Source organism: Streptomyces sp. NBC_01352, assembly GCF_036237295.1.
Taxonomy (GTDB): domain Bacteria; phylum Actinomycetota; class Actinomycetes; order Streptomycetales; family Streptomycetaceae; genus Streptomyces; species Streptomyces plumbiresistens.
Genome location: NZ_CP108354.1, coordinates 9,009,952 through 9,032,368, shown reverse-complemented (window position 1 = coordinate 9,032,368; position 22,417 = coordinate 9,009,952). Strand labels below are relative to the sequence as shown.

The window sequence follows — 22,417 nt, the reverse complement described above, 5'->3', positions numbered from 1 at the left end:
TGACGTTCCGTCAGATCTGATGCCGGGAGGGAACGTGTCGCGTACGCCTACCCCTGTGGTCGCCGGGTTGTTCGCCGGAGACGGGGACGACTTCACTCTGCTCGGAACCCGCTGCCGCGCCTGCGCCTCGGTCTTCTTCCCCCGCGAGGAGTTCCACTGCCGCAATCCCGGGTGCCAGGGCGGCGATCTGGAGGAGGTCCCGCTCTCCCGGCGCGGACGCATCTGGTCGTACACCGACAGCCGATATCGGCCTCCGTCACCCTATGTGACCAATCCGGAACTTCCGTGGGAGCCGTGCGCGTTGATCGCTGTGGAGCTGGAGGCAGAGCGGATGGTGGTGCTGGGACAGGCGGTTCCCGGAGTCACCGTCGCCGATCTGGCGGTGGGCATGGAGGTGGAGGTCGTGCCCGGCGTGCTCCATGAGGACGCGGAGACGATCTGGACGACCTGGAAGTGGCGGCCGACGGGGGTGACGGTGTGACAGGTGAGGTGGCGGTGCTCGGCGCGGGCATGCACCCGTGGGGCAAGTGGGGGCGCGGCTTTGTCGAGTACGGCGCGGTGGCGGCCCGCGCGGCCCTTGCGGACGCCGGGCTGGACTGGCGGGAGGTCGGCTCGGTCGTCGGCGCGAACACCGTGCGGGGCGGCTATCCAGGGTATGTGGCGGGGGCCACGTTCGCGAAGGCACTGGGCTGGCAGGGGGCGCGGGTCACGAGCGTGTACGCGGCCTGCGCGTCGGGGGCGCAGGCGGTCAACACCGCGCGCGGACAGATACTTTCGGGTCTCGCGGAGGTGGTGCTCGTGGTCGGCGCCGACGCCGCGCCGAAGGGGTTCTTCCGGCCCGCAGGCGGAGACCGGCCCGATGATCCGGACTGGCTGCGCTTCCGGGTCCTCGGAGCGACCAACCCCGCCTACTTCGGGCTGTACGCACGTCGGCGGATGGCCGTGCACGGTGACACGACGGAGGACTTCGCACAGGTCAAGGTGAAGAACGCCGCCTCGGGCGCGCTGAATCCCTACGCCCGCTATCGCAAGCGGGTCACCGCCGAGGAGGTCGCCGCCTCGGCCGTGGTCGCCGATCCGCTGCGGTTGCTCGACATCTGCGCGACCTCGGACGGCGGGGCGGCCGTGGTGCTGTCCAGCATGGAGTTCGCGCGCCGGCACGGGGTGGCGGATCCGGTGCGGATCCGGGCCGTGTCCACGGTGACGCCGCGCTACCCCAACACCGTGCTGGACCTGCCGGACATCGCGACGGACTCCGCGGTGGCGGCCGAGCCGGCCGGCGAGCCTTTCCGGTCGTCCATCGCGCGGGCGGCCTACGAGGAGGCGGGCATCGGGCCCGAGGACCTCTCGCTGGCCGAGGTGTACGACCTGTCCACCGCCCTGGAGTTGCAGTGGTACGAGGACCTGGGGCTGTGCGGGGAGGGCGAGGGGGCGAAGCTGCTGCGGGAAGGCGCGACGACCCTGGGCGGACGCATACCGGTCAACGCGAGCGGTGGGCTCGCCTCGTTCGGAGAGGCCGTGCCGGCCCAGGCGATCGCCCAGGTGTGCGAGGTGACCTGGCAGTTGAGAGGGGCCGCGGGTGACCGGCAGGTGCCGGGCGCGCGGGTGGGAATCACGGCGAACCAAGGGCTGTTCGGGCACGGGTCGGCGGTGATCGCGGTGCGGTGAGGGAGGGAGCGGGAGGAGTCCGGCCGGCTCACAGAGGGGACCAAGGGCCGCAAGGGCTTTCCCATACGCTGTGTGACCATCCCGGAATCCTGCGTGAACGTCTCATGAACTGGGCCTGGGCGCCCTCCGACAGCGCCATCATGCTCCCGTGCGCTCCTGGACGGATACTCTCCGCTTCGCCTTCCAGCCGGTGGTCAATCTGACGACCGGCGGGGTCGCGGGGCTGGAGATACTCGCCCGCCCGGAGACCGGGGACATCCTGGCCGAGGCCCGCCGTGACCCCGAACTCGACGGTCGGCTTGCGGTGTTGGCGGTCCGCTCGGCGGTTCGCAGGGAGACCCTGCTGCCGCTGCACGTCAACGTGTTCGCCGGCACTCTCGCCGACCTCGGCGGGCTCACCCCGCTGCACGACGCCGTGCGCCAGGCGGGGCGGCTGCCGTGGGAGGTGACGATCGACGTCGGCCCGCCGTACACCCACGTACCGCAGCAAGCGCTGTTGGAGGCGCTGGCCGGGCTGCGGGACCAGGGGTTCCGGATCAGTGCGGACGGTGTCGGCGACGGGGACGTACCGCTGCGACTCCTCACCGACATCGCGCCCGACCTGGTGAAACTCGACGCGTCGCTGCTCGCGCGGCCGGCGGCCGTGCGGGCGATGCGGACCCTGTGCGACGAGCTGGGTGCGCTGCTGTGCGTCGAGGGGGTGGAGACCGAACTGCAGTGCGCCGCGGCGCTGTCGGCCGGGGCGCAGCTCGCGCAGGGCGAGCTGTTCGCACCGCCGTCGAGGCTGCCGGCCGCGGACGTATACGTTCCGCCCCTCTCCCCCGGTGTCGCCGAGGTGCCGCGTTCGGGGCCGACGGTGCGGGAGTTCGTACGGCCCGCCGCGCTGCTGCCCGCCACCGCGTCGGCGAGCCAGGTGCGGGCGCTGCTGACGGGGTCGCCGGACGTGTCCGGGGTGCTCCTCGTGGACCGGAACGGGGCGCCTGTGCGGTCGGTGCACCGGTCCCGCTTCCTGCTGTCCATGTCGGGCCGCTACGGGCATGCCCTGTATGCCGATCGGCCCGCCGCCAAGCTCGGCGACCCGCCCAGGACGGTGGGCGTCGACGCCACGGCGTGGGAGGTCCTGGACGTGGTGGCCGTCGGGGACCGGGACCGTACGTCGGACGACGTGGCCGTCGTCGACCGGTACGGCCGGTGCGTGGGGGTCGTACGGCTCGCGGACCTCGTGCGAGCCCTGGCCGAGAACCGGGTCGAGGAGGCCGCCGGGCTCAATCCGCTGACCCGGCTACCCGGTTCGGACGCGATCACCGCCGAGGTGGACCGGCGGATCGCGAACGGGCGGACCTTCGCGCTCAGTTGGCTGGACGTGGACCACTTCAAGCAGGTCAACGACGGGGCCGGGTTCGCGGCCGGTGATGAGCTGATCCGGTCCGTGGGGCGGGCGCTGCTGCACGCGGTGTCCGGCAGCGCGCGGGTGGGCCACATCGGCGGGGACGACTTCCTGGTGCTCGCGGATCCGGAGGGGCTGGAACCGCTCGCCGCCTCGGTGCTGGACGTCCCCTGGTCGGCGGGCGGGCGTCCCGTCACGCTGTCGCTGGCGACGGTGCTGTGCGTGCCGGGCAGCGTGACGGACCACCGGGAAGCGGCAGCCTGTCTGGCTCCGCTGAAGCAGGCCGCGAAGTCCCTGGACGGGGCGAGTTGGGTGCTGGGCCGCGCCGGGCTGGCCGGGCACGAGATCCGTCGAGGGTCGGGGGCGACGACTGTGCGGGCGGGGTAGGCGGGGCGGATACCGGGCGGCGAGTCGCCGGCGTGAGCGGTCGTAGCGCGGGGCAGCACGGCCGGTGCCGTGGACACGGGGCGAGCGCTGACCGGCCCGGAACCGGTCAACGCGGGGGGCATGCACTGGCCGACGCGGGCAAGACAGCGGTAGGCGCGGACCAAGCACTGGCCGGGGCGGTCGGCCACACGCGCCGTGGGGCAGGGACCATGTTCTCGGCCGCCGGGTGCTTCTCGCCCTGCTGACCGGCCCGGAACCGGTCGACGCGGGGGCATGCACTGGCCGACGCCGGACAGGCAGCAGAAGGCGCGGACCAAGCACTGGCCGGGGTGGCCGGCCGCGCGCGCCGTGGGCAGAGACGATGTTCTCGGCCGCCGGGTGCTTCTCGCCCTGCCCGATCCAGAGGCGGTGCGTGCATTGCCGATGCGGGCAGGCAGGCGTCGGGGCGAGGGTCTGCACTGGCCGGGCGGCCGACAACGGCAGGCGCGAAGGCGGCACAAGCCGACACGAGCCCAGCAACCACAGACACGAAGGCGGCGGCACAGGCCGACGCCGCATGCCGGACCGGAGAGGGCGTTGAGGGCCGCCCCGGACCGTCCCTGCGGCCCGGGCCGGATTCCCAGTGGCCCTTTCCGCTCCCCCGCCCCGAGGGACAGGTCACTGCTCGAGCTCGGCCACAAGCCCCTCAAACGTTGCCGTCGGCGACCTTGACGCTCCCTGGACGCCGGTGAACACTTCCGGTGTCAGTCGACATCGCCGTACATTCTCGGCGTATTCAGGCACTGCGCCGCGCGGGTCCACCTGAGCCGAGGCCCGTACCCCCACGGGCGATTCGGCTGCGACGGCACGCTCGTCGCGGACGCCGGGCGGGGCGCGGGACTCTCCCTGCCCTCGGCAGTTCGCCAAGGGAACCGCACCCTGCACGGAGGACCGGGGCCGATCGTCCCGGGCCCAGGGCCTAGGAGCCGCCATGAGCAACGGAGACATCTTCGTCGGCGAGATCATCGGTACCGCGATACTGATCTTGTTCGGCGCCGGCGTATGCGCCGCCGTCACCCTGAGATATTCCAAGGCGAGGGCCTCGGGGTGGATCGTGATCGCCTTCGGCTGGGGATTCGGCGTGCTGGCGGGTGCGTACACCGCCGCTCCCCTCTCCGGCGGACACCTCAACCCGGCCGTGACGTTCGGCATCGCCGTCGACACCGGTGAATGGAGCAAGGTCTGGGTCTACGTGCTGGGTCAGATGGTCGGCGCCATGCTCGGCGCCGTCCTGTGCTATCTCACGTACTTCGCCCAGTTCCAGGCCAATGTCAGGGAGACGGGCACCACGGAGGGCACGGCGGAGGAGCCGCTGCCGACGCTCGGCATCTTCTCCACCATCCCCGAGATCCGGAACCGGGTCGCCAACCTCGTCACGGAGATCATCGCGACCGTCGCGCTCGTCCTGCCGATCCTCGCCTTCGGGCTGACCACGGGGCTCGGTGAGTCCGGGACCCTCGTGCTGATCGTCTCGCTGCTGGTGGTCGGTATCGGCCTCTCGCTCGGCGGGCCGACCGGCTATGCCATCAACCCGGCGCGCGACCTCGGCCCACGCATCGTGCACACCTTCCTGCCGATCCCGAACAAGGGCACCTCCGACTGGAAGTACGCCTGGATCCCGGTCGTCGGCCCGCTGATCGGCGGAACGCTCGCGGGTCTCATCTACAACGCAGCCTTCTGAGCAGCTTCCGAGCAGCTCCAAGCAGCTCTGCGCAGCATCCTGAATCCCAGCCCAAGGGGTAGCCATGACGGACAACGCCGCCAAGTACGTCGCCGCAATCGACCAGGGCACCACCTCCAGCCGCTGCATCGTCTTCGACCACAACGGCGCGATCGTCGCCGTCGACCAGCGCGAACACCGCCAGATCTTCCCGAAGCCCGGCTGGGTGGAGCACGATGCCACCGAGATCTGGTCCAAGGTGCAGGCGGTGGTCGCCGGGGCGATCGCCAAGGCCGGTCTGCGCGCCGACCAGCTCAGCGCGCTCGGGATCACCAACCAGCGCGAGACGACGGTCCTGTGGGACCGCGCGACCGGCAAGCCCGTGCACAACGCGATCGTCTGGCAGGACACGCGTACGGCCGCGCTGTGCAACCAGTTGGGCGGCTCGGACGGGCAGGACCGTTTCCGCGAACAGACCGGGCTGCCGCTGGCCAGCTACTTCTCCGGGCCCAAGGCGGCCTGGCTGCTCGACAACGTGCCCGGCCTCAGGGCGCGCGCCGAGCGCGGCGAGATCGCCTTCGGCACCATCGACTCCTGGCTGATCTGGAACCTCACCGGCGGTACGGACGGCGGGCAGCACGTCACCGACGTGACCAACGCCGGGCGGACCATGCTGATGAACCTGGAGAGCCTCCAGTGGGACGCGTCCATCCTGTCCGCGATGAACGTGCCCGAGGCCGTGCTGCCCGAGATCAGGTCGTCCGCCGAGGTGTACGGCACGGCGGTCGGCCAGCTCGCGGGCGTACCGGTCGCCTCGGCGCTGGGCGACCAGCAGGCCGCGGTGTTCGGGCAGGCCTGCTATGACGTGGGCACGGCGAAGAACACGTACGGCACCGGCAGCTTCCTGCTGCTCAACACCGGCAACCGCCCGGTGCCGTCGAAGAACGGGCTGCTGACGACGATGGGCTACAAGATCGGGAGTGAGGCGCCGGTCTACTGTCTGGAGGGGTCGATCGCCATAACGGGCGCACTGGTTCAGTGGTTCCGCGACCAGCTCGGCATCATCCGTACCGCCGACGAGATCGAGCCCCTGGCGGCGAGCGTCGAGGACAACGGCGGGGCGTACATCGTGCCCGCGTTCTCCGGTCTGTTCGCGCCGTACTGGCGTTCCGACGCGCGCGGTGTCGTCACCGGCCTCACCCGGTACGTCACCAAGGCGCACCTCGCGCGCGCGGTGCTGGAGGCGACGAGCTGGCAGACGCGGGAGGTCGTGGACGCCATGTTCCAGGACTCCGGGGTACAGATCACCACCCTCAAGGTGGACGGCGGCATGACGAAGAACAACCTCCTCATGCAGCACCAGGCAGACGTGCTCGACGTGCCGGTGATCCGGCCCAAGGTCTCCGAGACAACCTGCCTGGGCGCCGCCTACGCGGCAGGCCTCGCCACCGGTGTCTGGAACGACCTGGACGAACTCAAGGCGCACTGGCAGAAGGACGTCGAGTGGACGCCCGCCATGGAGGCGTCGGTGCGCGACCGCGAGTACCACAACTGGCACAAGGCCGTGGAGAAGAGCTTCGGCTGGCAGGAGGACGGCGAGAACTGAGGCTCCACGCGCGCGGACGACAACAAGGCCCACGCGCGCGTGCAGCGACGGACAGCGGCCCGTACCCCGGTCGGCGGGGGTACGGGCCGCGCCCGCGTCACGTCGTGACGGCCTGGCGGCGTTCCGCGGCGTACGCCATCGCGTGCTCGACCACGCCGATGAGAACTTCCTTGACCGACTCCCGATCACGGGCGTCGCACAGCAGCAGTGGCACGCCATCGTCGAGATCGAGGGCCTGGCGTACGTCCTGGGCCGGATAACGGGCCGCTCCCTCGAAGCAGTTGATGCCGACGACGAAGGGTATGGCGCGCCGCTCGAAGTAGTCGACAGCGGCGAAGCAGTCCTCCAGACGGCGGGTGTCGGCAAGGACGACGGCTCCGAGGGCGCCCTCGGAGAGCTCGTCCCACATGAACCAGAACCGCTCCTGGCCGGGCGTGCCGAAGAGGTACAGCACCAGGTCCTCGCGCAGGGTGATGCGGCCGAAGTCCATGGCCACGGTGGTGGTGTGCTTGCCCTCCACGCCGCTTGTGTCGTCGACCGGGCGTCCCGCCTCGGTGAGCAGTTCCTCGGTGCGCAGCGGCCTGATCTCGCTGACCGCGCCGACGAGGGTGGTCTTGCCCACGCCGAATCCGCCGGCCACCAGGATCTTGAGCGTGACGGGCTCGACCGGGGGCTTGCCGCGCTCAGAACGCCCGAAGATCATCGATCTCTTCTCCTGCTTGATGGGGTGCGGGCGACGGAGGACCGTAGCCTCCGCCACCGGGGGTTTCGATGACGAGTACGTCGCCGGGGCCGACGTCCGCCGCGTCGCTTCCGGCGAGTTCGGTGACCGTACCGTCCGCGTGTTCCACGCGGTTGGCGCCCAGCGCGCCGGGTGCGCCACCCGCCATACCGTACGGCGGGACGCGGCGGTGCTGCGACAGCGTGGAGACCGTCATCGGCTCGTGGAACCTGATGCGCCGCACCGCGCCGTCCCCGCCGCACCACCGTCCGGCTCCACCGCTGCCGGGCCGTACGGCGAACTCGTCGAGCTGCACGGGCAGTCGCCACTCCAGGACCTCGGGGTCGGTGAGCCGCGAGTTGGTCATGTGGGTCTGGACGACGGGCGCGCCGGCGAAGCCCACGCCCGCGCCGGATCCGGAGGCGACGGTCTCGTAGTACTGGTGGCGGTCGTTGCCGAAGGTGACGTTGTTCATGGTGCCGGAGCCCTCGGCCTGCACACCCAGCGCCGCGTAGAGCGCGCCGGTGATGGCCTGGGAGGTTTCCACGTTGCCGGCGACGACCGCCGCGGGCGGCTCGGGCGCGAGCATGGAGCCCGGCGGGACGACGATGTCGAGGGGGCGCAGACAGCCGTCGTTGAGCGGGATGTCGTCGGCGACCAGGGTGCGGAAGACGTACAGGACAGCCGCGTTGACGACCGCGAAGGGGGCGTTGAAGTTGGTGGTCAGCTGCGGTGACGTGCCCGTGAAGTCGACGGTGGCGGATCGGTTTTCACGGTCCACGCGCACGCTGACGCGGATGACGGCACCGGAGTCGGTCTCGTAGGCGTACTCGCCGTCGTCGAGAGCGTCGATGACCCGGCGGACGGCTTCCTCGGCGTTGTCCTGGACGTGCTTCATGTACGCCTGTACGACGTCCAGGCCGAAGTTCTCGATCATGCGGGCGACCTCGTCGACGCCCTTCTGGTTGGCGGCGATCTGGGCGCGGAGGTCGGCGAGGTTGGTCTTGGGGTTGCGGGAGGGGTAGGACGCCTCGGTGAGCAGGCGGAGCGTCTCCTCCTCGCGGAAGCGGCCGTGCTCGGCGAGCAGCCAGTTGTCGAAGAGGATGCCTTCCTCTTCGATGCTGCGGCTGTTCGCGGGCATGGAGCCGGGGGCGATGCCGCCGATCTCGGCGTGGTGGCCGCGGGCGGCGACATAGAAGAGGATCTCCGGGTCACTCTCCGGGTCACTCTCCGTGTCCGTCGGATCCTTGGTGTCGAACACAGGAGTGATGACCGTGACGTCGGGCAGGTGGGTGCCGCCGTGGTACGGGTCGTTGACCGCGTATGTGTCTCCCGGCCGCATCGCGGAGCCGCGCCGCCGGATGACCTCCTTGACGCTGGTGCCCATCGAGCCCAGGTGGACGGGGATGTGCGGGGCGTTGGCCACCAGGTTTCCGTCCGGGTCGAAGAGCGCGCAGGAGAAGTCCAGCCGCTCCTTGATGTTGACGGACTGGGCGGTGGATTCCAGTCGGGCGCCCATCTGTTCGGCGATGGACATGAAGAGGTTGTTGAAGACCTCGAGCAGAACCGGGTCGGCTTTCGTGTCGAGATCGGAACTCTGCGTAATCGCCGCGCGTTCCATGACCAGATGCCCGTCGTGGGTCGTCGCGGCCCGCCAGCCGTCGTCGACGACGGTCGTCGCACTCGCCTCGGTGATGATCGCGGGGCCGGTGACAGTCTCGCCGGGGGGCAGTTCCTCGCGGCGGTGGAGGGGTACGTCGCGCCAGGCGCCGCCCGTGTGGAGGAGGGCGGTTTCGGGCGCGGCGGTGTGGCCCTGGTAGGTGGCCAGGGCGGAGAGATCGGGGGGTGCGGTGATGCCGGTGGCTTCGACGGAGAGGGCTTCGACGACGATCGGGCGGTCGAGGGTGAAGGAGTACGTGGCGCGATGACGTTCTTCGAAGGCGTGCCTCATCGTGTCGGGTTCGGTGAGCTCGACGATGAGGGGGGTGTCGGTGCCGTCGTAGCGCAGTTGGGCGCGCCGGGTGATCTGGATGCGGCTCTCCTGGACGTCCTCGGCGAGGAGTTCGGCGCGGGCGGCGGTCTCCAGGTCGTCGGCGGTCTCACGGACGCCGGGCATGAAGGCGGGCTCCAGAGGTGCCTCCACGGACTGTTCGCGCATGGCCGTGGTGTCGGCGAGGCCGATGCCGAGGGCGGAGAGGACACCGGCCATGGGCGGCACGAGGACGGTGCGGATGCCGAGCGAGTCGGCGACCATGCAGGCGTGCTGGCCGCCCGCACCACCAAAGGTGGTGAGGGCGTAGCGGGTGACGTCGTGACCCTTCTGGACGGAGATCCGCTTCACCGCGTTGGCGATGTTGGCGACGGCGATCTGCAGGTAACCCTCGGCGACCTGCTCGGGGGTTCGGTCGTCGCCGGTCCGCTCGCGGATCTCGCGCGCGAGGGCGGCGAAGCGGTCGCGGACGAGTGTGTCGTCGAGGGGCTGGTCGCCGTTCGGGCCGAACACCTTGGGGAAGTGGGCCGGTTGGATACGGCCGAGCATGACGTTGGCATCCGTGACGGCGAGTGGGCCGCCGCCCCGGTAGCAGGCGGGGCCTGGGTCCGCGCCCGCAGAGTCCGGCCCTACGCGGTAGCGGGAACCGTCGAAGTGGAGGATCGAACCGCCGCCGGCCGCGACGGTGTGGATGTCCAGCATGGGGGCGCGCAGCCGCACGCCGGCGATCTGCGTGGTGAAGACACGTTCGTACTCGCCCGCGAAGTGCGAGACGTCGGTGGAGGTGCCGCCCATGTCGAAGCCGATGACCCGGTCGAAGCCGGCGAGTTGCGACATGCGGGCCATGCCGACGATGCCGCCGGCCGGGCCGGACAGGATGGCGTCCTTGCCGCGGAACTGCCCCGCTTCGGCCAGGCCTCCGTTGGACTGCATGAACATCAGCCGCACGCCGTCGAGTTCACCGGCGACACGCTGGACGTAGCGGCGCAGCACCGGCGAGAGGTAGGCGTCGACGACCGCGGTGTCTCCGCGCGGGACGAGCTTCATCAACGGACTGACCTCACTGGAGAGCGAGATCTGCGGGAAGCCGGTGCGGGCGGCCAGTTCCCCGACGGCCTGTTCGTGGGCCGGGTGGAGGTGGCTGTGCATGCAGACCACGGCGACGGCCCGGATTCCGTCGTCATAGGCCTGCTGAAGGGGACCTGCGAGGGCGTCCAGGTCGGGGGCGCGCAGGACGGCTCCGTCGGCGGCGATCCGTTCGTCGACCTCGAGGACCCGCTCGTACAGCAGCTCGGGGAGATCGATGCGGCGGGCGAAGATGTGGGGGCGGTTCTGATAGGCGATGCGCAGGGCGTCGCGGAAGCCGCGGGTGACGACCAGCAGGGTCCGTTCGCCCTTGCGTTCCAGGAGGGCGTTGGTGGCGACGGTCGTCCCCATGCGGACCGCCTCGACGGGCTCCTGGGAGCCGTCCAGCAGATGGCGGACACCGGCGACCGCCGCGTCGGAGTACCGCGCCGGATTGTCCGACAGCAGTTTGTGTGTGAGCAGACGGCCGTCCGGTCGACGCGCGACGATGTCGGTGAAAGTGCCGCCTCGGTCGACCCAGAACTGCCAGCCCGTCGTCACATCCGTCTCCCCGATCGCACTGCTCGGCACCGTGTCCACAGCCTGGTGGGGGGCCTGCTGCGGATGGTCGTCGACGATGGGTCAGATCATAACGGGAGGGCTGTTTCGGCGCCCGCGGTGCACCTGGTGGCGGGGGCCCTCAGTGGGGCTTGTCCTCGCCCTTGGCTGGAAGACGCGAGTGTTCACATAACGCGATGACTGCGCGGATGGTGAGATTATGAAGATGGCTGTCAAGTAGCCCCTTCAGGAGCCGAGGAAGAGATGCGTATGCCGAAGGCCGAGCGCCCCGTCAACACCACCGACACCACCGACACCGCCGAGTCCCCCTTGGCCACCGAGCCGGGAGGGGCGTCCGGCAAGGTCCAGTCGCTGGAGCGGGCGATCATCCTGTTGCAGGCGACGGCCGACAGTGCGCCGGACGGCGACACGGCGTCGAACCTGGCCGCGCGGTGCGGGCTCAACCGCGCCACGGCCTGGCGGCTGCTGTCCACGCTGGAGCAGCACGGCCTGGTCGAGCGCAGCCCGGTCACCAACCGCTACACGATCGGCTTCGCGGTCGCCCGGATGGCATCGACCGCCGGCTTCGACGGCCTGATCCGCCGCGGGCACGCCACCCTGCGCCGGGTCAGCGAGCAGACCGGCGAGACCGCCAACCTCGCGGTGGTGCAGCAGCTCGGGCTGACCTATATCGACGAGGTGACGCCGCCGGTGGTGCTGGCGGCCCAGTGGCTGGGTCGTCAGGTGCCGATGCACGCCACGTCCACGGGCAAGGCGCTGCTGGCCTGGCTGCCCGAGCAGGAGGCACAGTCGCTGCTCGACGGGCCGCTCGACGCGTACACGGACACCACCGTCACGGACCGGGCGCGACTGCGGGCCGAGCTCGAGCGGACCAGGGAGCGCGGTTACAGCGTCTGCGTCGGCGAGATGGAGCGGAACCTCTACGGGGTCTCCGCGCCGGTGCTGGGCGGCCAGGGTCGACCGTTCGCCGTGGTCAGCATCTGGGGTCCGCAGGACCGGGTCCCCGAGTCACGGTTCGCGGCGCTCGGGCCGCTCGTGCGGGCGGCGGCGGAGGAGATCGCACAGGCCGCTCAGGGAGCACAGGGAGCACAGGCGCTTTGAGGAGTGGTCTACGCGGGAGGGAGTCACGTGCAGCGTGGGGGCGTTCATTTCGTGCGATGCGCGCTCGCATTGTGAAACTGCGCTCTTGAGGACTTCGCCTTCCCGCGGCTAGGGTCGGAATCCACCCCGTCGCCCCACGCCTCTGCACAGAGAGGAACCAACGCGGCCATGAACCAGGACGTCATCATCACCTGCGCCCTCACCGGCGCCGGCGACACCGTGCGCAAGAGCCCGCACGTCCCCGTCACCCCCGAGCAGATCGCCGTCTCCGCGGTGCAGGCCGCGGAGGCCGGTGCCGCCGCGGTCCACATCCATGTACGCGACCCCGAGACCGGAGCGCCCTCCCGCGACCCTCGCTTGTATCGCGAGGTCGTCGAGCGGATCAAGGAGACCGGGACCGACGTCGTCATCAACCTCACCGCGGGCATGGGCGGCGACCTGGTCATCGACCCGGAAGAGCCGCTCAGGCACCTCCCGGGCACCGACCTGGTCGGCGGCCTGGAGCGGTTGCCGCACGTCGAGGACATGCTGCCCGACATCTGCACCCTGGACTGCGGTTCGCTCAACTTCGGCGACGGGTCGAACCTCTACGTCTCCACACCCGACATGCTGCGCACCGGCGCCAAGCGTATCCAGGAGCTGGGTGTGCGGCCGGAGTTGGAGATCTTCGACACCGGACACCTGTGGTTCGCCAAGCAGTTGCTCGCCGAGGGACTGCTGGACGATCCGACCGTGTTCCAGCTGTGCATGGGCATCCCGTGGGGCGCGCCAGCCGACCCGGGAGTGCTCCAGTCGATGGTGAACATGCTGCCCGAGGGCGCCCAGTGGGCCAGCTTCGCGCTGGGCCGCATGCAGATGCCGTGGGTCGCTCAGTCGATGCTGCTCGGCGGCCATGTGCGGGTCGGTCTGGAGGACAACCTCTATCTGGGCAAGGGGGTCAAGGCGACGAACGCCGAGTTGGTGGAGCGGGCCGTGACGATCACCGAGGCGTTGGGGGCGCGGGTCGCGACACCGGACGAGGCTCGGCTCAAGCTCGGCCTCAAGCCCCGGAGTTGAGCTGTGGCTCCTCCGTCCCGTTTTCAAGGAGTCCTCAGTAAGGAATCCTCAGTAAGGAGCCCTCAATGACGGAGACTTCCGCCCCCATCCCCTCCCCCGAGGACGCACGCCGCGTGGCCTGCGTGGGCGCCGGAGTGATCGGCGGCGGCTGGGTCGCCCACTTCCTCGCCCGCGGCTATGACGTCCGGGCGTGGGACCCGGCCCTCGACGCCGAGGCACGGCTGCGCCGCCTCGTCGACGCTGCCTGGCCCGCGCTCGAACAGCTCGGTCTTGCCCCCGGCGCCTCCGCCGACCGCCTCACGGTCACGGCGACGCTCGACGAGGCCGTGGCCGAGGCCCAGTTCGTGCAGGAGAGTGCGCCGGAAAAGCTCGACCTCAAGCGCGACCTGCTGGCCGAGCTGGACGCCGCGACACCCGCCGGCGTCGTCATCGCCTCCTCCACCTCCGGCTATCCGATGACCGACATGCAGACCGAGGCGGTCACGCCCGGCCGGCTGGTCGTCGGCCACCCGTTCAACCCGCCCTATCTGATCCCGCTCGTCGAGGTCGTCGGCGGGGAACGGACGGACCCGGAGGCGGTCCGATGGGCGTCCCGTTTCTACGAGGCGGCGGGCAAGTCCGTCATCACCCTGGACCGCGAGGTCCCCGGCTTCATCGCCAACCGGCTCCAGGAGGCCCTGTGGCGGGAGGCCCTGCACATGGTCGCGAGCGGTGAGGCGACGGTCCACGACATCGACCGGTCCATCACCGAGGGCCCGGGACTGCGCTGGGCGATCATGGGTCCGATGCTCACCTTCGCCCTCGCAGGCGGCGAGGGCGGCATGGCCCATATGCTCGACCACTTCGGTCCGTCCCTGAAGTCCCCGTGGACCCGGCTGGCGGCCCCCGAACTGGACAAGGCCCTCTACGACGCCGTGGTCGCCGGCTGCGACGACGCGGCGGACGGCCGTACGATCGCCGACCTGGTCGCCGAACGGGACCGGGGAGTCATAGCGGTCCTGCGCGCCACCGGGCGTCTTCCCGGGGCCGGTGCCACGTGAGCGTGCCCGGGCTGCCGGACGGGCCAGAAATGACAGGCGGGTCAGGTCTCCCAGGCCTGCCGGGCCTGCCGCTGTTCCGCGAGACCGTGCGCCCGGAGTGGATCGACTACAACGGGCACATGAGCGAGGCGTTCTACGTCCTGGTCTTCGGTCACGCGACGGACGCGCTGATGGAGCGTACGGGGATGGGGCCCGCGTACCGCGAGAGCACCGGCTGCTCGATGTACACGGTCGAGTCCCACATCCGCTACCTGCGGGACGTACCGGAGGGTGCTCGGCTCGCCGTACGCACCCGCGTGCTCGGCGCGGCCGGGAAGAAGGCGCGCCTCACGCACGAGATGTACGTCACCACAGGCGTCGCAGGGCCGGAAGCGGAGGACGGGCCGGTCGCCACCACGGAGTTGCTCGCCCTCCACGTCGACCGGACAGCGGGCCGGGCGACCCCCTTCCCCGATGCGGTCCGTGAGCGCCTCACGGCGCTGACGGAACCGCCTCCTTCATGGGCCGGGCGCTCGATCACAGCGCCCTGAGGCCGTCGATCACGTCCCGCAGAATGCTCTCGTCCGGCAGTTCGGCAGGAGGCACAGGCCGGTTGACATGGACGAACTCCCCGGCCACGAGGTCGCCGACCAGCACGCGCACCACGCCGATGGGCAGGTTGAGTTCGGCGGCGAGTTCGGCGACCGACTGCGGGGTGTCACGGCACAGGTCGACGATGTCCACGTGTTCCGGGGACAGCGTGTGGTCACCTTCCGCGTCGTCCGCCTGGGGTTCCGTGACGACCACCGCGATGAGGTCGAGGCGGTGCTGTCCCGTACTCGTGGTGCGGCCGCGCGTCATGGCATACGGACGGACGACCGGTCCGGCCTCGTCGTCGAACCAGTGGCTTCTTCCCTGACCGTCTGAACTCATGTCATCCCACTACCCGCCCTGAGGCAGATCGGTGCGCGGAGCGGCACCCAGATGCACACCGACCCGCTTCACCAGGAGCGTCATCTCGTACGCCACCAGGCCCACGTCGGAATCCGCGTCCGAGAGGACCGCGAGGCAACTGCCGTCGCCGGCGGCCGTGACGAACAGGAAGGCGTCGTCGAGCTCGACGACCGTCTGCCGGACGTTGCCCGCCTCGAAGTGGCGGCCCACGCCCTTGGCGAGGCTGTGGAAACCGGAGGCGACGGCGGCCAGGTGCTCGCTGTCCTCCCGGGTCAGGTCTCTGGACACGCCCGTCGGCAGGCCGTCGCCGGAGAGCACGAGGGCCTTGCGGATGCTCGCGACACGCTCCACGAGGTCGTCGAGGAGCCAGTTGAGCTCGCCGTTCTTGTTGCCCGCGGTGTGGTCGGTCGCCTTCGGTGCGGTCATCGACCGTCCCCCTTCGTTCCTTGTGGTGCTGTGCCGCTGTGGGCGTCGTCGCCCGCGGCGTTCTCCTCGCGGCCGCGCTGCCAGCCGCGCTGGAGCGAGGCCATACGGCTGCGTACCTCGTCGGCGTCCCGCTCGACCGGCTCCGCCGTGTCGTCGGTGCGCCGACCGGTGCTCTGCTTCAGCTGCGGGGCCAGGTTCGCCTGGCGTACGCGGCGGGGCAGAGGAGCCGTGCCGGAGTCGGTTGGCTGGGTCGCCGTGCCGGGGCGTCCGGCGGGCGCGCTCGGCCCGCTCGGCCCGCTCGACGTGAGCTCGGCGTGCCGGTTGCGCCTGGGGAGAGCGGGGGCCTCAGGCCGTTCGGTGCTCGGAGGCTCGCTGCTCTGGTCGTCGAGGCGGTCGGCCACGTCGGTGCTCCGGCGCAGCGGGTTCGCGCCGCGGCGGCGGGTGGGCAGTGGGGCCGGTCCCAGTGGTGCGGCCGGCTGGGGGCGCGACCGGCCCGGGCCGGTCGGGGCCTCCTCGTCCGGGTCCTCGCGCCGGACTCGCTGCTCGGTGACCGGGCGTCCGTGGGAGCTGACCAGCTTGGGGGTCCGGCGTCGCGGCATGGGGACCGGGGCGTCGAGGTCGTCGTCGGCCCGGTCCGTGGCGCCCGGCTCGGGGGCCTGGTGCTGCGGCTCGCCGTGCCGGGGTGCCGTCTCGTCGTCCGTGCGGAGGGAGCGGCGCGGGCGGAACAGTCCGCCGCGTTCGCTGTCCTCCTCGTCGAGGGCGCCCGGGAAGTCGCCGAGGGCGTCGAGGTCGACGGGAGCCTCCAGTTCGACCGGGCCGTCCAGGAGCGCCGCCGGAAGGCTGGGCAGCCTTCCCTGCGCCTGGGAGAGCGGAGCGCGGCGGGCCTCCTCCAGCTCGGCCTCCTTGGAGGGCCGGGGCCGGTCGAGGCGGAAGCCGATGCCGTTGGTGTCCGGGACGTCGTCCGTCAGCAGGGTGTCGGGGATGAAGACGACGGCCGTGGTTCCCCCGTAGGGGGACGGCTGGAGGGAGACCCGGACGTGCTGCCGCTGGGCGAGCCGGCTGACCACGAAGAGGCCCAGCCGGTCGGTGTCGGACAGTTCGAACTCCGGTGTCTCGGCGAGCCGGAGGTTGGCGTCCAGGAGCGCGTCGGCGGCCATGCCGAGGCCGCGGTCGTGGATCTCCAGGGTGAAGCCGTTGGCGACGCGCTCGCCGAGCACCTGGACGGCGGTGTGCGGCGGGGAGAACACCGTGGCGTTCTCCAGGAGTTCGGCGACGAGGTGCGTGAGGTCCGCGACGGCCGGGCCGGTGACGGCGACCCGGGGCAGTCGGCGGACCTCGATGCGCTCGTAGTCCTCGACCTCGGCGACGGCGGCGCGTACGACGTCCATGAGCTGGACGGGTTTGCGCCACTGCCGGGAGGGGGCGGCGCCGGAGAGGATCACCAGGCCCTCGGCGTGCCGGCGCATGCGGGTGGTCAGGTGGTCGAGACGGAAGAGGTCGGCGAGTTCGTCGGTGTCCTCGGTCCGCCGCTCCATGGCGTCGAGCAGGGTGAGCTGCTTGTGCAGGAGGACCTGGCTGCGGCGGGCGAGGTTCACGAAGACCTCGGACACGCCGGCCCGGAGCTCGGCCTGTTTGACGGCGGCCTCGACGGCGGCGCGTTGCAGGGTGTTGAGGGCCTGGCCGACCTCGCCGATCTCGTTCTTGTCGTACTCCAGGCGCGGGACCTCGGTCTCCACGTCGATCTGTTCGCCCACGGAGAGGCGGCGCATCACGCTGGGCAGCCGGACGCCGGACGCCTCGTGGGCCTCCAGGCGCAGTTGTCGCAGGTCGCGGATGAGGCCGCGGCCGACGCGCACGGACAGGACGAGCGAGAAGAGCAGGGCGGCGAGGCCGAGGAGGCCGGCCACGGCGGCCTTGACGATGACGGCCATGGCGTCGGGGCGGACCCGGTCCTGATAGCGGTCGCCGGCCTGGTCGTTGAGCGTGGCGAGCTCGTCGAGGGCGCTGCCCGCGGCGGCGTCCCAGCTCTTGGCGCTCACCGCGCCGGGGGGCGGGCCGGGGTCGGAGGAGATGACCGCCTGTTCCGCCGACCGCAGCGGGGCGGTGGTGGCGTTCTTCCAGAAGCGTTCGTAGCGTTCGCGCTCCGCCGCGGGCAGCACCGGCAGGCTGATGTCGTACATCATGGTGCGCTGCGCGGCGAGGTCGGAGACGTCGCGGATCTCTTCGCGGGTGAGTTTTCCGACCACCAGGGCGGAGCCCAGCAGGGCGTCCTCGCGGGAGAGCAGTTCGCGGGCGCGGGTGATGTTCACCAGGACCCGGGCCTGCTTGTCCAGCTCCACGCTGTCGACGCCGTCCATGGAGGCCAGCAGGGCGTAGCAGGGGTCGACGAGACGGTTGTACAGGTCGAGGGCCTGGATCCGGTCGACCGTGCCCTCCTCGACGCTGCGGCGCAGGGAGTCGATGCCGTCCAACGCGTCCAGGATGGTGGTGAGGTGTTCGTCCTCGTCGGCGTCCAGTCCGTCGCGGACGTCCGGGTCCTTGGCGTTCTCCCGGATCTTGACGATGGCGTCGTCGGTGGCGCTGCGGGTGCTGCGCAGCGCGGACAGCGCGTCGGAGGCCCGGGGGTCGGCGAGATAGACGAGGGTCTGCCGGCGTTCCTGCTGGAGGACCCGGACGGTGTCCTCGGTGGGATAGCCGATCTTCTCGACGACGGACGACACGTGGAACAGCTGGGCGACTTCCCGGCCCGTGAGTACCGTGGCGAAGCCCCAGATCGCGATCAGGGACACCAGCGGCACGAGGAGCAGCGCCACGATCTTCCGGCGGATCGATTTCCCGCGAAAGCGCATGGCCTCCCCCAGCTCGACCCCCACCGGCAGGGGTACAGATGTGCGTCAACAAACGGCGCGAGCCTACTACTGACCCACACGCAACTCGAAGACCCGTCCGGAAGATGAACTTCCGCACCGAGGGCGAGACATGGGGAGTTGTCCGCTCATTGGAGGAGATTGCCTCCTGTCTTTCCCCTGCGGCCGCCGACAAGGAAGTGATCGGTCCGACTGACCAGTTGGCCGGAATTTTGCGTTCGTTGGGAATCTTGAAGGGGATTCGTTCGTCGTACGTGTTGGGAGTTGGGGGCGGAATCGGCCACAGGAGCCGCAACCCGCACCCGGGCGGCGTAAATCAGCGCAAGCCGGGCAGCCACTGGGGAGCCGGGTCTTCGGACGCGGGGCGAGCGGTCTGCTGGCGGTGGGGAGTGACACGGTGATGGGCACGGCGGAGCGACAAGAGACGCTGCCGGACGGCGGGGCGGCGCGTGCGACGGCGCGGCGACAACTCGAGGCGCCGGATCACGACATTCCGACGGACAGGGACGGAACGGCTGCGTACCGGAATGCGGCCGAACCCGTTGAGCGCGGCGGGCGTGGCGCGGCACAGAAGCAGCCCGAATACCGGCCGTTGTGGATCGAGGAGCCCGCGCGGCGGCGCCGGTTGCCCGATCCGGTGCGGACATCGGCGGTGCGGGCGGTGCTGATCATCGCCGTGACACTGATCCAGGCGATGGTGGCCTTCCTGTGCACCATGGCCGGTTCCTGGCTGGCGTTCCCCATGGTGATCAGCAGCGTCGTCAGCACCGTGGTGGCCACCTGGGGCGCCCTCGACGTCTGGGTGACCCGCCAGGTGTGGAACCAGCGGCATGGCGTGGTGTCCACGCCCAGCAGCACCGCGCGTGCCCTGCGGCGCGAGCGGCGCAAGGCACGGCGGCAGGCGCGGGCCGCCGGGCGGGCCCAGGAGCGAATACGTCGGCAGGGCGGCGCGGGCCAGTTGTCGCACCCCTGAGGACCGGTTCACTGCGGTCCGGCAAACGACTCACGGCGGTCCGGCTCACGGCGGTCCGGCTCACGGCGGTCCGGCTCCCGGCTCACGCCGTCCGGGCCTCCTCCGGGCCCGTGGCGTTCAGAGGGCGGCCGGCTGCGGCCTGCTCCCTCCGCGGACGAGTTCCCGTCGCGCCCGCATGAAGGGGCGCGGCCGGTCCACGGAGAGCACCGCGGTGGTACGCCCGTCCCGTTCGTACAGGGCGAGGAAGCCGCCCTCGGCCGGTGCGCCGTCGGCGAGTTCACCCTCGGCGATGCGGACGGTGTCCCCGTCCTGTCGACGGCCGGCGAACTGGATGCGGGCGCCGTACTGGTCCGACCAGAAGTACGGCAGCAAGCCCACGGTCTGAAGCGTGCGTCCGGCGAGCAGATTGGCCACGGCGACGCGGGGTTGCTCCGTCGCGGACGTCCAGTGTTCGGCGCGGGTGCCGCCGACGCGGGCCACATCGCCGACGGCGACCACCTGGGGCAGGGCCGTCACACAGCCGTCGTCGCACAGCACACCGTCGTGCAGGGCGAGTGTCGAGCCCGCCAGCCAGGCGGTGTTGGGAGTGGCGCCGATGCCGACGATCACTGTGTCGGCGGGCAGGACCCGGCCGTCGGAGAGTGCGACGCCGGTGACGGCGGCGGTGCCGCGCAGTCCGGCCACTCCGGTGCCCGTGACCAGGTCCACCTCGCCCCGCCGGTGGAGCGCGGCGCACACGGCGGCCATCTCGGCGCCGAGGTGGGGCACGAGCGGGAGCGGAGCGGCCTCGACGACGGTGACGGCGTGGCCGAGGGCGGCGCAGGAGGACGCGGTTTCGGCACCGATGAAGCCGCCTCCGATGACGACGACCTGGCGCGGACCGCCGCCGAGTTCGTCGCGCAGGGCACGGGCGTCGTCGAGGGTGCGCAGGGTGTGCACCCCGGTGAGGCGGGGGCCCGGGAGGCGGCGGGCGGAGGCGCCGGTGGCGATGACGACGCCGTCGGTGGACACCGTACGGCCGTCGTCGAGCAGCACGGTCCGGCCGCGGGCGTCGAGGCCGCGGGCCCGTTTGCCGAGCAGCCACTCGGCGTCGAGTTCGGTGGTCTCCTCGTCGTCCGTGAGGGCGAGGTGGTCCTCGCTCGCGCGACCGGTGAGGAAGTCCTTGGACAGGGGAGGCCGGTCGTACGGGCGGTGGGGTTCGTCGCCGACGATCACCAGGCGTCCGTCGAAGCCCTGGGAGCGCAGTTCCCGGGCCGCGTACAGACCGGAGAGGGAGGCGCCGACCACGGTCACGGTCCTCATGCGGCGGTTCCTTCCTCCGCGGCGACGTGGACGTAGATCATGCCGTCGTCGACGCTGACGCGGTGGGTGCGGACGGGGCGCCGGGCCGGGAGGCAGGTCGGCTGTCCGGTGCGGAGATCGAATGAAGCCGCGTGCAGCGGGCATTCGACCAGACAGCCCTCCAGCCAGCCCTCGGAGAGGGAGGCGTCCTGGTGGGTGCAGGTGTCGTCGATGGCGTACAGCTCGCCGTCCTCGGTGCGGAACACGGCGATGGGCGGTGTCGTCTCGATGCGGACGGACTCGCCCTCGGGGAGGTTTTCGAAGCGGCAGACGGGAATCACGGGCCCCCCTCTCGGTCCGGGACGCTCGGTCCGGACCTGTGTGGTCCAGGTTGATCTGGGAGTGCGGACCGCCGTTGGTCCGACAGCAGGCAGTGCGGAAGCAAGGAGCTGTGCTCGAGCGAGGAGTTCGGTCGGCGCCGGACCTTTGCCGAACCTTCGTCGAACCTTCGTCGGTCCGACCCGGTCCACGCCGATCCGTGCTGTTCGGCCCCCTACCGGGCGCCGGACGCTTCGGTAACATGATGTTTCGTATGACGCATGAGCGAGCGCCATGCGCAACAGAATCCGGGCGGGACGACCGTCGCGTCAAGGGTTTCCCGCAGATGCGGCCCGAACCGGGCCCCCAGGTGGTTGAGAGTTGAGCCATGACCCGCACGCAGAAGCAGTCCGACCGTAGCGAGGAGAAGACCGCGAACCCGGAGAAGAACGGCAGAGGGGCGGCCAGCGCCGTCCAGTCGGTGGACCGTGCCGTGAGCGTGCTGGAGATCCTGGCCCGGCACGGCGAGGCGGGCGTCACCGAGATCGCCGACGAGCTGGACGTGCACAAGTCCACCGCGTTCCGGCTGCTCGGCGTCCTGGAGAACCGCGGCCTGGTGGCCCAGGCCAAGGACCGCGGCAAGTACTACCTGGGCGCCGGCGTCCTACGCCTGGCGGGGGCGGCGGCAGTACGGCTGGACATCTCGCAGGAGGGCGTCCCGGTCTGCCGGGAAGTCGCCGACGAGCTGGGCGAGACGGTGAACATCGCGGTCCTGGACGACGATGCGGCGGTCAACATCATGCAGGCCCGCGGCACCGCGTCCGTGACGGCGCAGAACTGGCTGGGCAGACGCACGCCGTTGCACGCCACCTCCAGCGGCAAGGTGCTCCTCGCGCACATGCCGCCCACCCTGCGCGAGGGCCTGCTCGCGCGCTCGCTGCCGCGCTTCACGGAGCGGACCATCACCGGCGCCTCCGTGTTGCGGAGCGAGCTGGCGGCCGTGGTGGAGCAGGGCTACGGCATCGCCGTCGAGGAGCTGGAGCTGGGCCTGGCCGCCGTGGCCGCCCCGATCCGCTCGCACGACGGCAAGGTCATCGCCGCCATCAGCGTCTCGGGGCCGGTGTACCGCCTGACCAGCGACCAGCTGCCGGAGCTGGCCAAGCGCGCGGTGGAGGCCGGAGCCGAGCTCTCGCGGCGGATGGGATACGGCTTCTAGCCGGCTCGGCCACAGCGTCCGACCGGCCGCCGAACAGCTACCGCGCGAACGCGAAACCAGCGGCGCGGGACCGGGAATCTCCTGGTCCCGCGCCGCCGTGTGTC

General features: G+C 71.1%; 18 protein-coding genes. 11 read left to right on the top strand and 7 right to left on the bottom strand.

Translation table 11 applies throughout. The features are described from left to right. The first annotated feature begins 55 nt into the window (after positions 1–55). From OG252_RS41450 to glpK, 5 genes are all read left to right on the top strand, one after another. Positions 56–481: a Zn-ribbon domain-containing OB-fold protein gene (locus tag OG252_RS41450; RefSeq protein ID WP_329345331.1), complete on the top strand. Its 426-nt coding sequence runs from the start codon at positions 56–58 to the stop codon at positions 479–481. Then, the gene (locus OG252_RS41445; protein WP_329342635.1) at positions 478–1,668 is read left to right on the top strand and encodes a lipid-transfer protein; all 1,191 of its coding nucleotides are present in this window, start codon (positions 478–480) and stop codon (positions 1,666–1,668) included. The genes OG252_RS41450 and OG252_RS41445 overlap by 4 nt, the downstream gene beginning before the upstream one ends. A 148-nt stretch (positions 1,669–1,816) precedes the next feature. Then, the gene (locus tag OG252_RS41440; protein ID WP_329342633.1) at positions 1,817–3,442 is read left to right on the top strand and encodes a GGDEF domain-containing protein; all 1,626 of its coding nucleotides are present in this window, start codon (positions 1,817–1,819) and stop codon (positions 3,440–3,442) included. Between the two features lie 970 nt (positions 3,443–4,412). Continuing rightward, the gene (locus tag OG252_RS41435; protein WP_266443321.1) at positions 4,413–5,162 is read left to right on the top strand and encodes an MIP/aquaporin family protein; all 750 of its coding nucleotides are present in this window, start codon (positions 4,413–4,415) and stop codon (positions 5,160–5,162) included. A gap of 64 nt (positions 5,163–5,226) precedes the next feature. Continuing rightward, the gene (glpK, locus tag OG252_RS41430; protein ID WP_329342631.1) at positions 5,227–6,747 is read left to right on the top strand and encodes a glycerol kinase GlpK; all 1,521 of its coding nucleotides are present in this window, start codon (positions 5,227–5,229) and stop codon (positions 6,745–6,747) included. A gap of 97 nt (positions 6,748–6,844) precedes the next feature. Here glpK and OG252_RS41425 read toward each other — a convergent pair whose 3' ends face one another. Together OG252_RS41425 and OG252_RS41420 are read right to left on the bottom strand one after the other, a co-directional pair. Beyond that, positions 6,845–7,450, bottom strand: coding sequence for a GTP-binding protein (locus OG252_RS41425; RefSeq protein WP_266443316.1), 606 nt, complete (start codon positions 7,448–7,450; stop codon positions 6,845–6,847). Then, complete coding sequence (locus OG252_RS41420; RefSeq protein WP_329342627.1) at positions 7,431–11,084, bottom strand: hydantoinase B/oxoprolinase family protein; 3,654 nt, start codon at positions 11,082–11,084, stop codon at positions 7,431–7,433. The genes OG252_RS41425 and OG252_RS41420 overlap by 20 nt, the downstream gene beginning before the upstream one ends. 261 nt (positions 11,085–11,345) lie before the next feature. Here OG252_RS41420 and OG252_RS41415 point away from each other — a divergent pair, with 261 nt between their 5' ends. From OG252_RS41415 to OG252_RS41400, 4 genes are all read left to right on the top strand, one after another. Then, positions 11,346–12,203, top strand: a complete 858-nt coding sequence (locus OG252_RS41415; protein WP_329342625.1) for an IclR family transcriptional regulator — start codon at positions 11,346–11,348, stop codon at positions 12,201–12,203. A gap of 168 nt (positions 12,204–12,371) precedes the next feature. Beyond that, on the top strand, positions 12,372–13,259 hold the full coding sequence (locus OG252_RS41410) for a 3-keto-5-aminohexanoate cleavage protein (protein WP_329342623.1): 888 nt from the start codon (positions 12,372–12,374) through the stop codon (positions 13,257–13,259). A 65-nt stretch (positions 13,260–13,324) separates the two neighbouring features. Beyond that, positions 13,325–14,299 (top strand): 3-hydroxyacyl-CoA dehydrogenase NAD-binding domain-containing protein, encoded by a 975-nt coding sequence (locus OG252_RS41405; protein WP_329342621.1) that lies wholly within the window; start codon positions 13,325–13,327, stop codon positions 14,297–14,299. A gap of 56 nt (positions 14,300–14,355) precedes the next feature. Continuing rightward, positions 14,356–14,829, top strand: a complete 474-nt coding sequence (locus tag OG252_RS41400; RefSeq protein WP_266448759.1) for a thioesterase family protein — start codon at positions 14,356–14,358, stop codon at positions 14,827–14,829. On the opposite strand, the gene OG252_RS41395 is transcribed toward OG252_RS41400, so the two are convergent. From OG252_RS41395 to OG252_RS41385, 3 genes are read right to left on the bottom strand one after another with little or no spacing between them, the layout of a single operon-like run. After that, positions 14,816–15,211 (bottom strand): DUF742 domain-containing protein, encoded by a 396-nt coding sequence (locus OG252_RS41395; RefSeq protein ID WP_266443304.1) that lies wholly within the window; start codon positions 15,209–15,211, stop codon positions 14,816–14,818. The genes OG252_RS41400 and OG252_RS41395 overlap by 14 nt on opposite strands. 9 nt (positions 15,212–15,220) lie before the next feature. Beyond that, positions 15,221–15,658, bottom strand: a complete 438-nt coding sequence (locus tag OG252_RS41390; protein WP_266443301.1) for a roadblock/LC7 domain-containing protein — start codon at positions 15,656–15,658, stop codon at positions 15,221–15,223. Next, complete coding sequence (locus tag OG252_RS41385) at positions 15,655–18,507, bottom strand: sensor histidine kinase (protein WP_266443298.1); 2,853 nt, start codon at positions 18,505–18,507, stop codon at positions 15,655–15,657. The genes OG252_RS41390 and OG252_RS41385 overlap by 4 nt, the downstream gene beginning before the upstream one ends. Positions 18,508–18,925: 418 nt before the next feature. Between OG252_RS41385 and OG252_RS41380 the strand changes: the two genes are divergently transcribed. Continuing rightward, complete coding sequence (locus tag OG252_RS41380) at positions 18,926–19,498, top strand: hypothetical protein (RefSeq protein ID WP_329342618.1); 573 nt, start codon at positions 18,926–18,928, stop codon at positions 19,496–19,498. 117 nt (positions 19,499–19,615) lie between these two features. Here OG252_RS41380 and OG252_RS41375 read toward each other — a convergent pair whose 3' ends face one another. Next, complete coding sequence (locus OG252_RS41375) at positions 19,616–20,800, bottom strand: NAD(P)/FAD-dependent oxidoreductase (protein WP_266443293.1); 1,185 nt, start codon at positions 20,798–20,800, stop codon at positions 19,616–19,618. Beyond that, positions 20,797–21,120 (bottom strand): bifunctional 3-phenylpropionate/cinnamic acid dioxygenase ferredoxin subunit, encoded by a 324-nt coding sequence (locus OG252_RS41370; protein WP_266443291.1) that lies wholly within the window; start codon positions 21,118–21,120, stop codon positions 20,797–20,799. The genes OG252_RS41375 and OG252_RS41370 overlap by 4 nt, the downstream gene beginning before the upstream one ends. A 365-nt stretch (positions 21,121–21,485) precedes the next feature. Between OG252_RS41370 and OG252_RS41365 the strand changes: the two genes are divergently transcribed. Beyond that, a complete protein-coding gene (locus tag OG252_RS41365) occupies positions 21,486–22,313 on the top strand; it encodes an IclR family transcriptional regulator (RefSeq protein WP_266443288.1) in 828 nt (275 codons plus the stop codon). Positions 22,314–22,417: the final 104 nt, after the last annotated feature.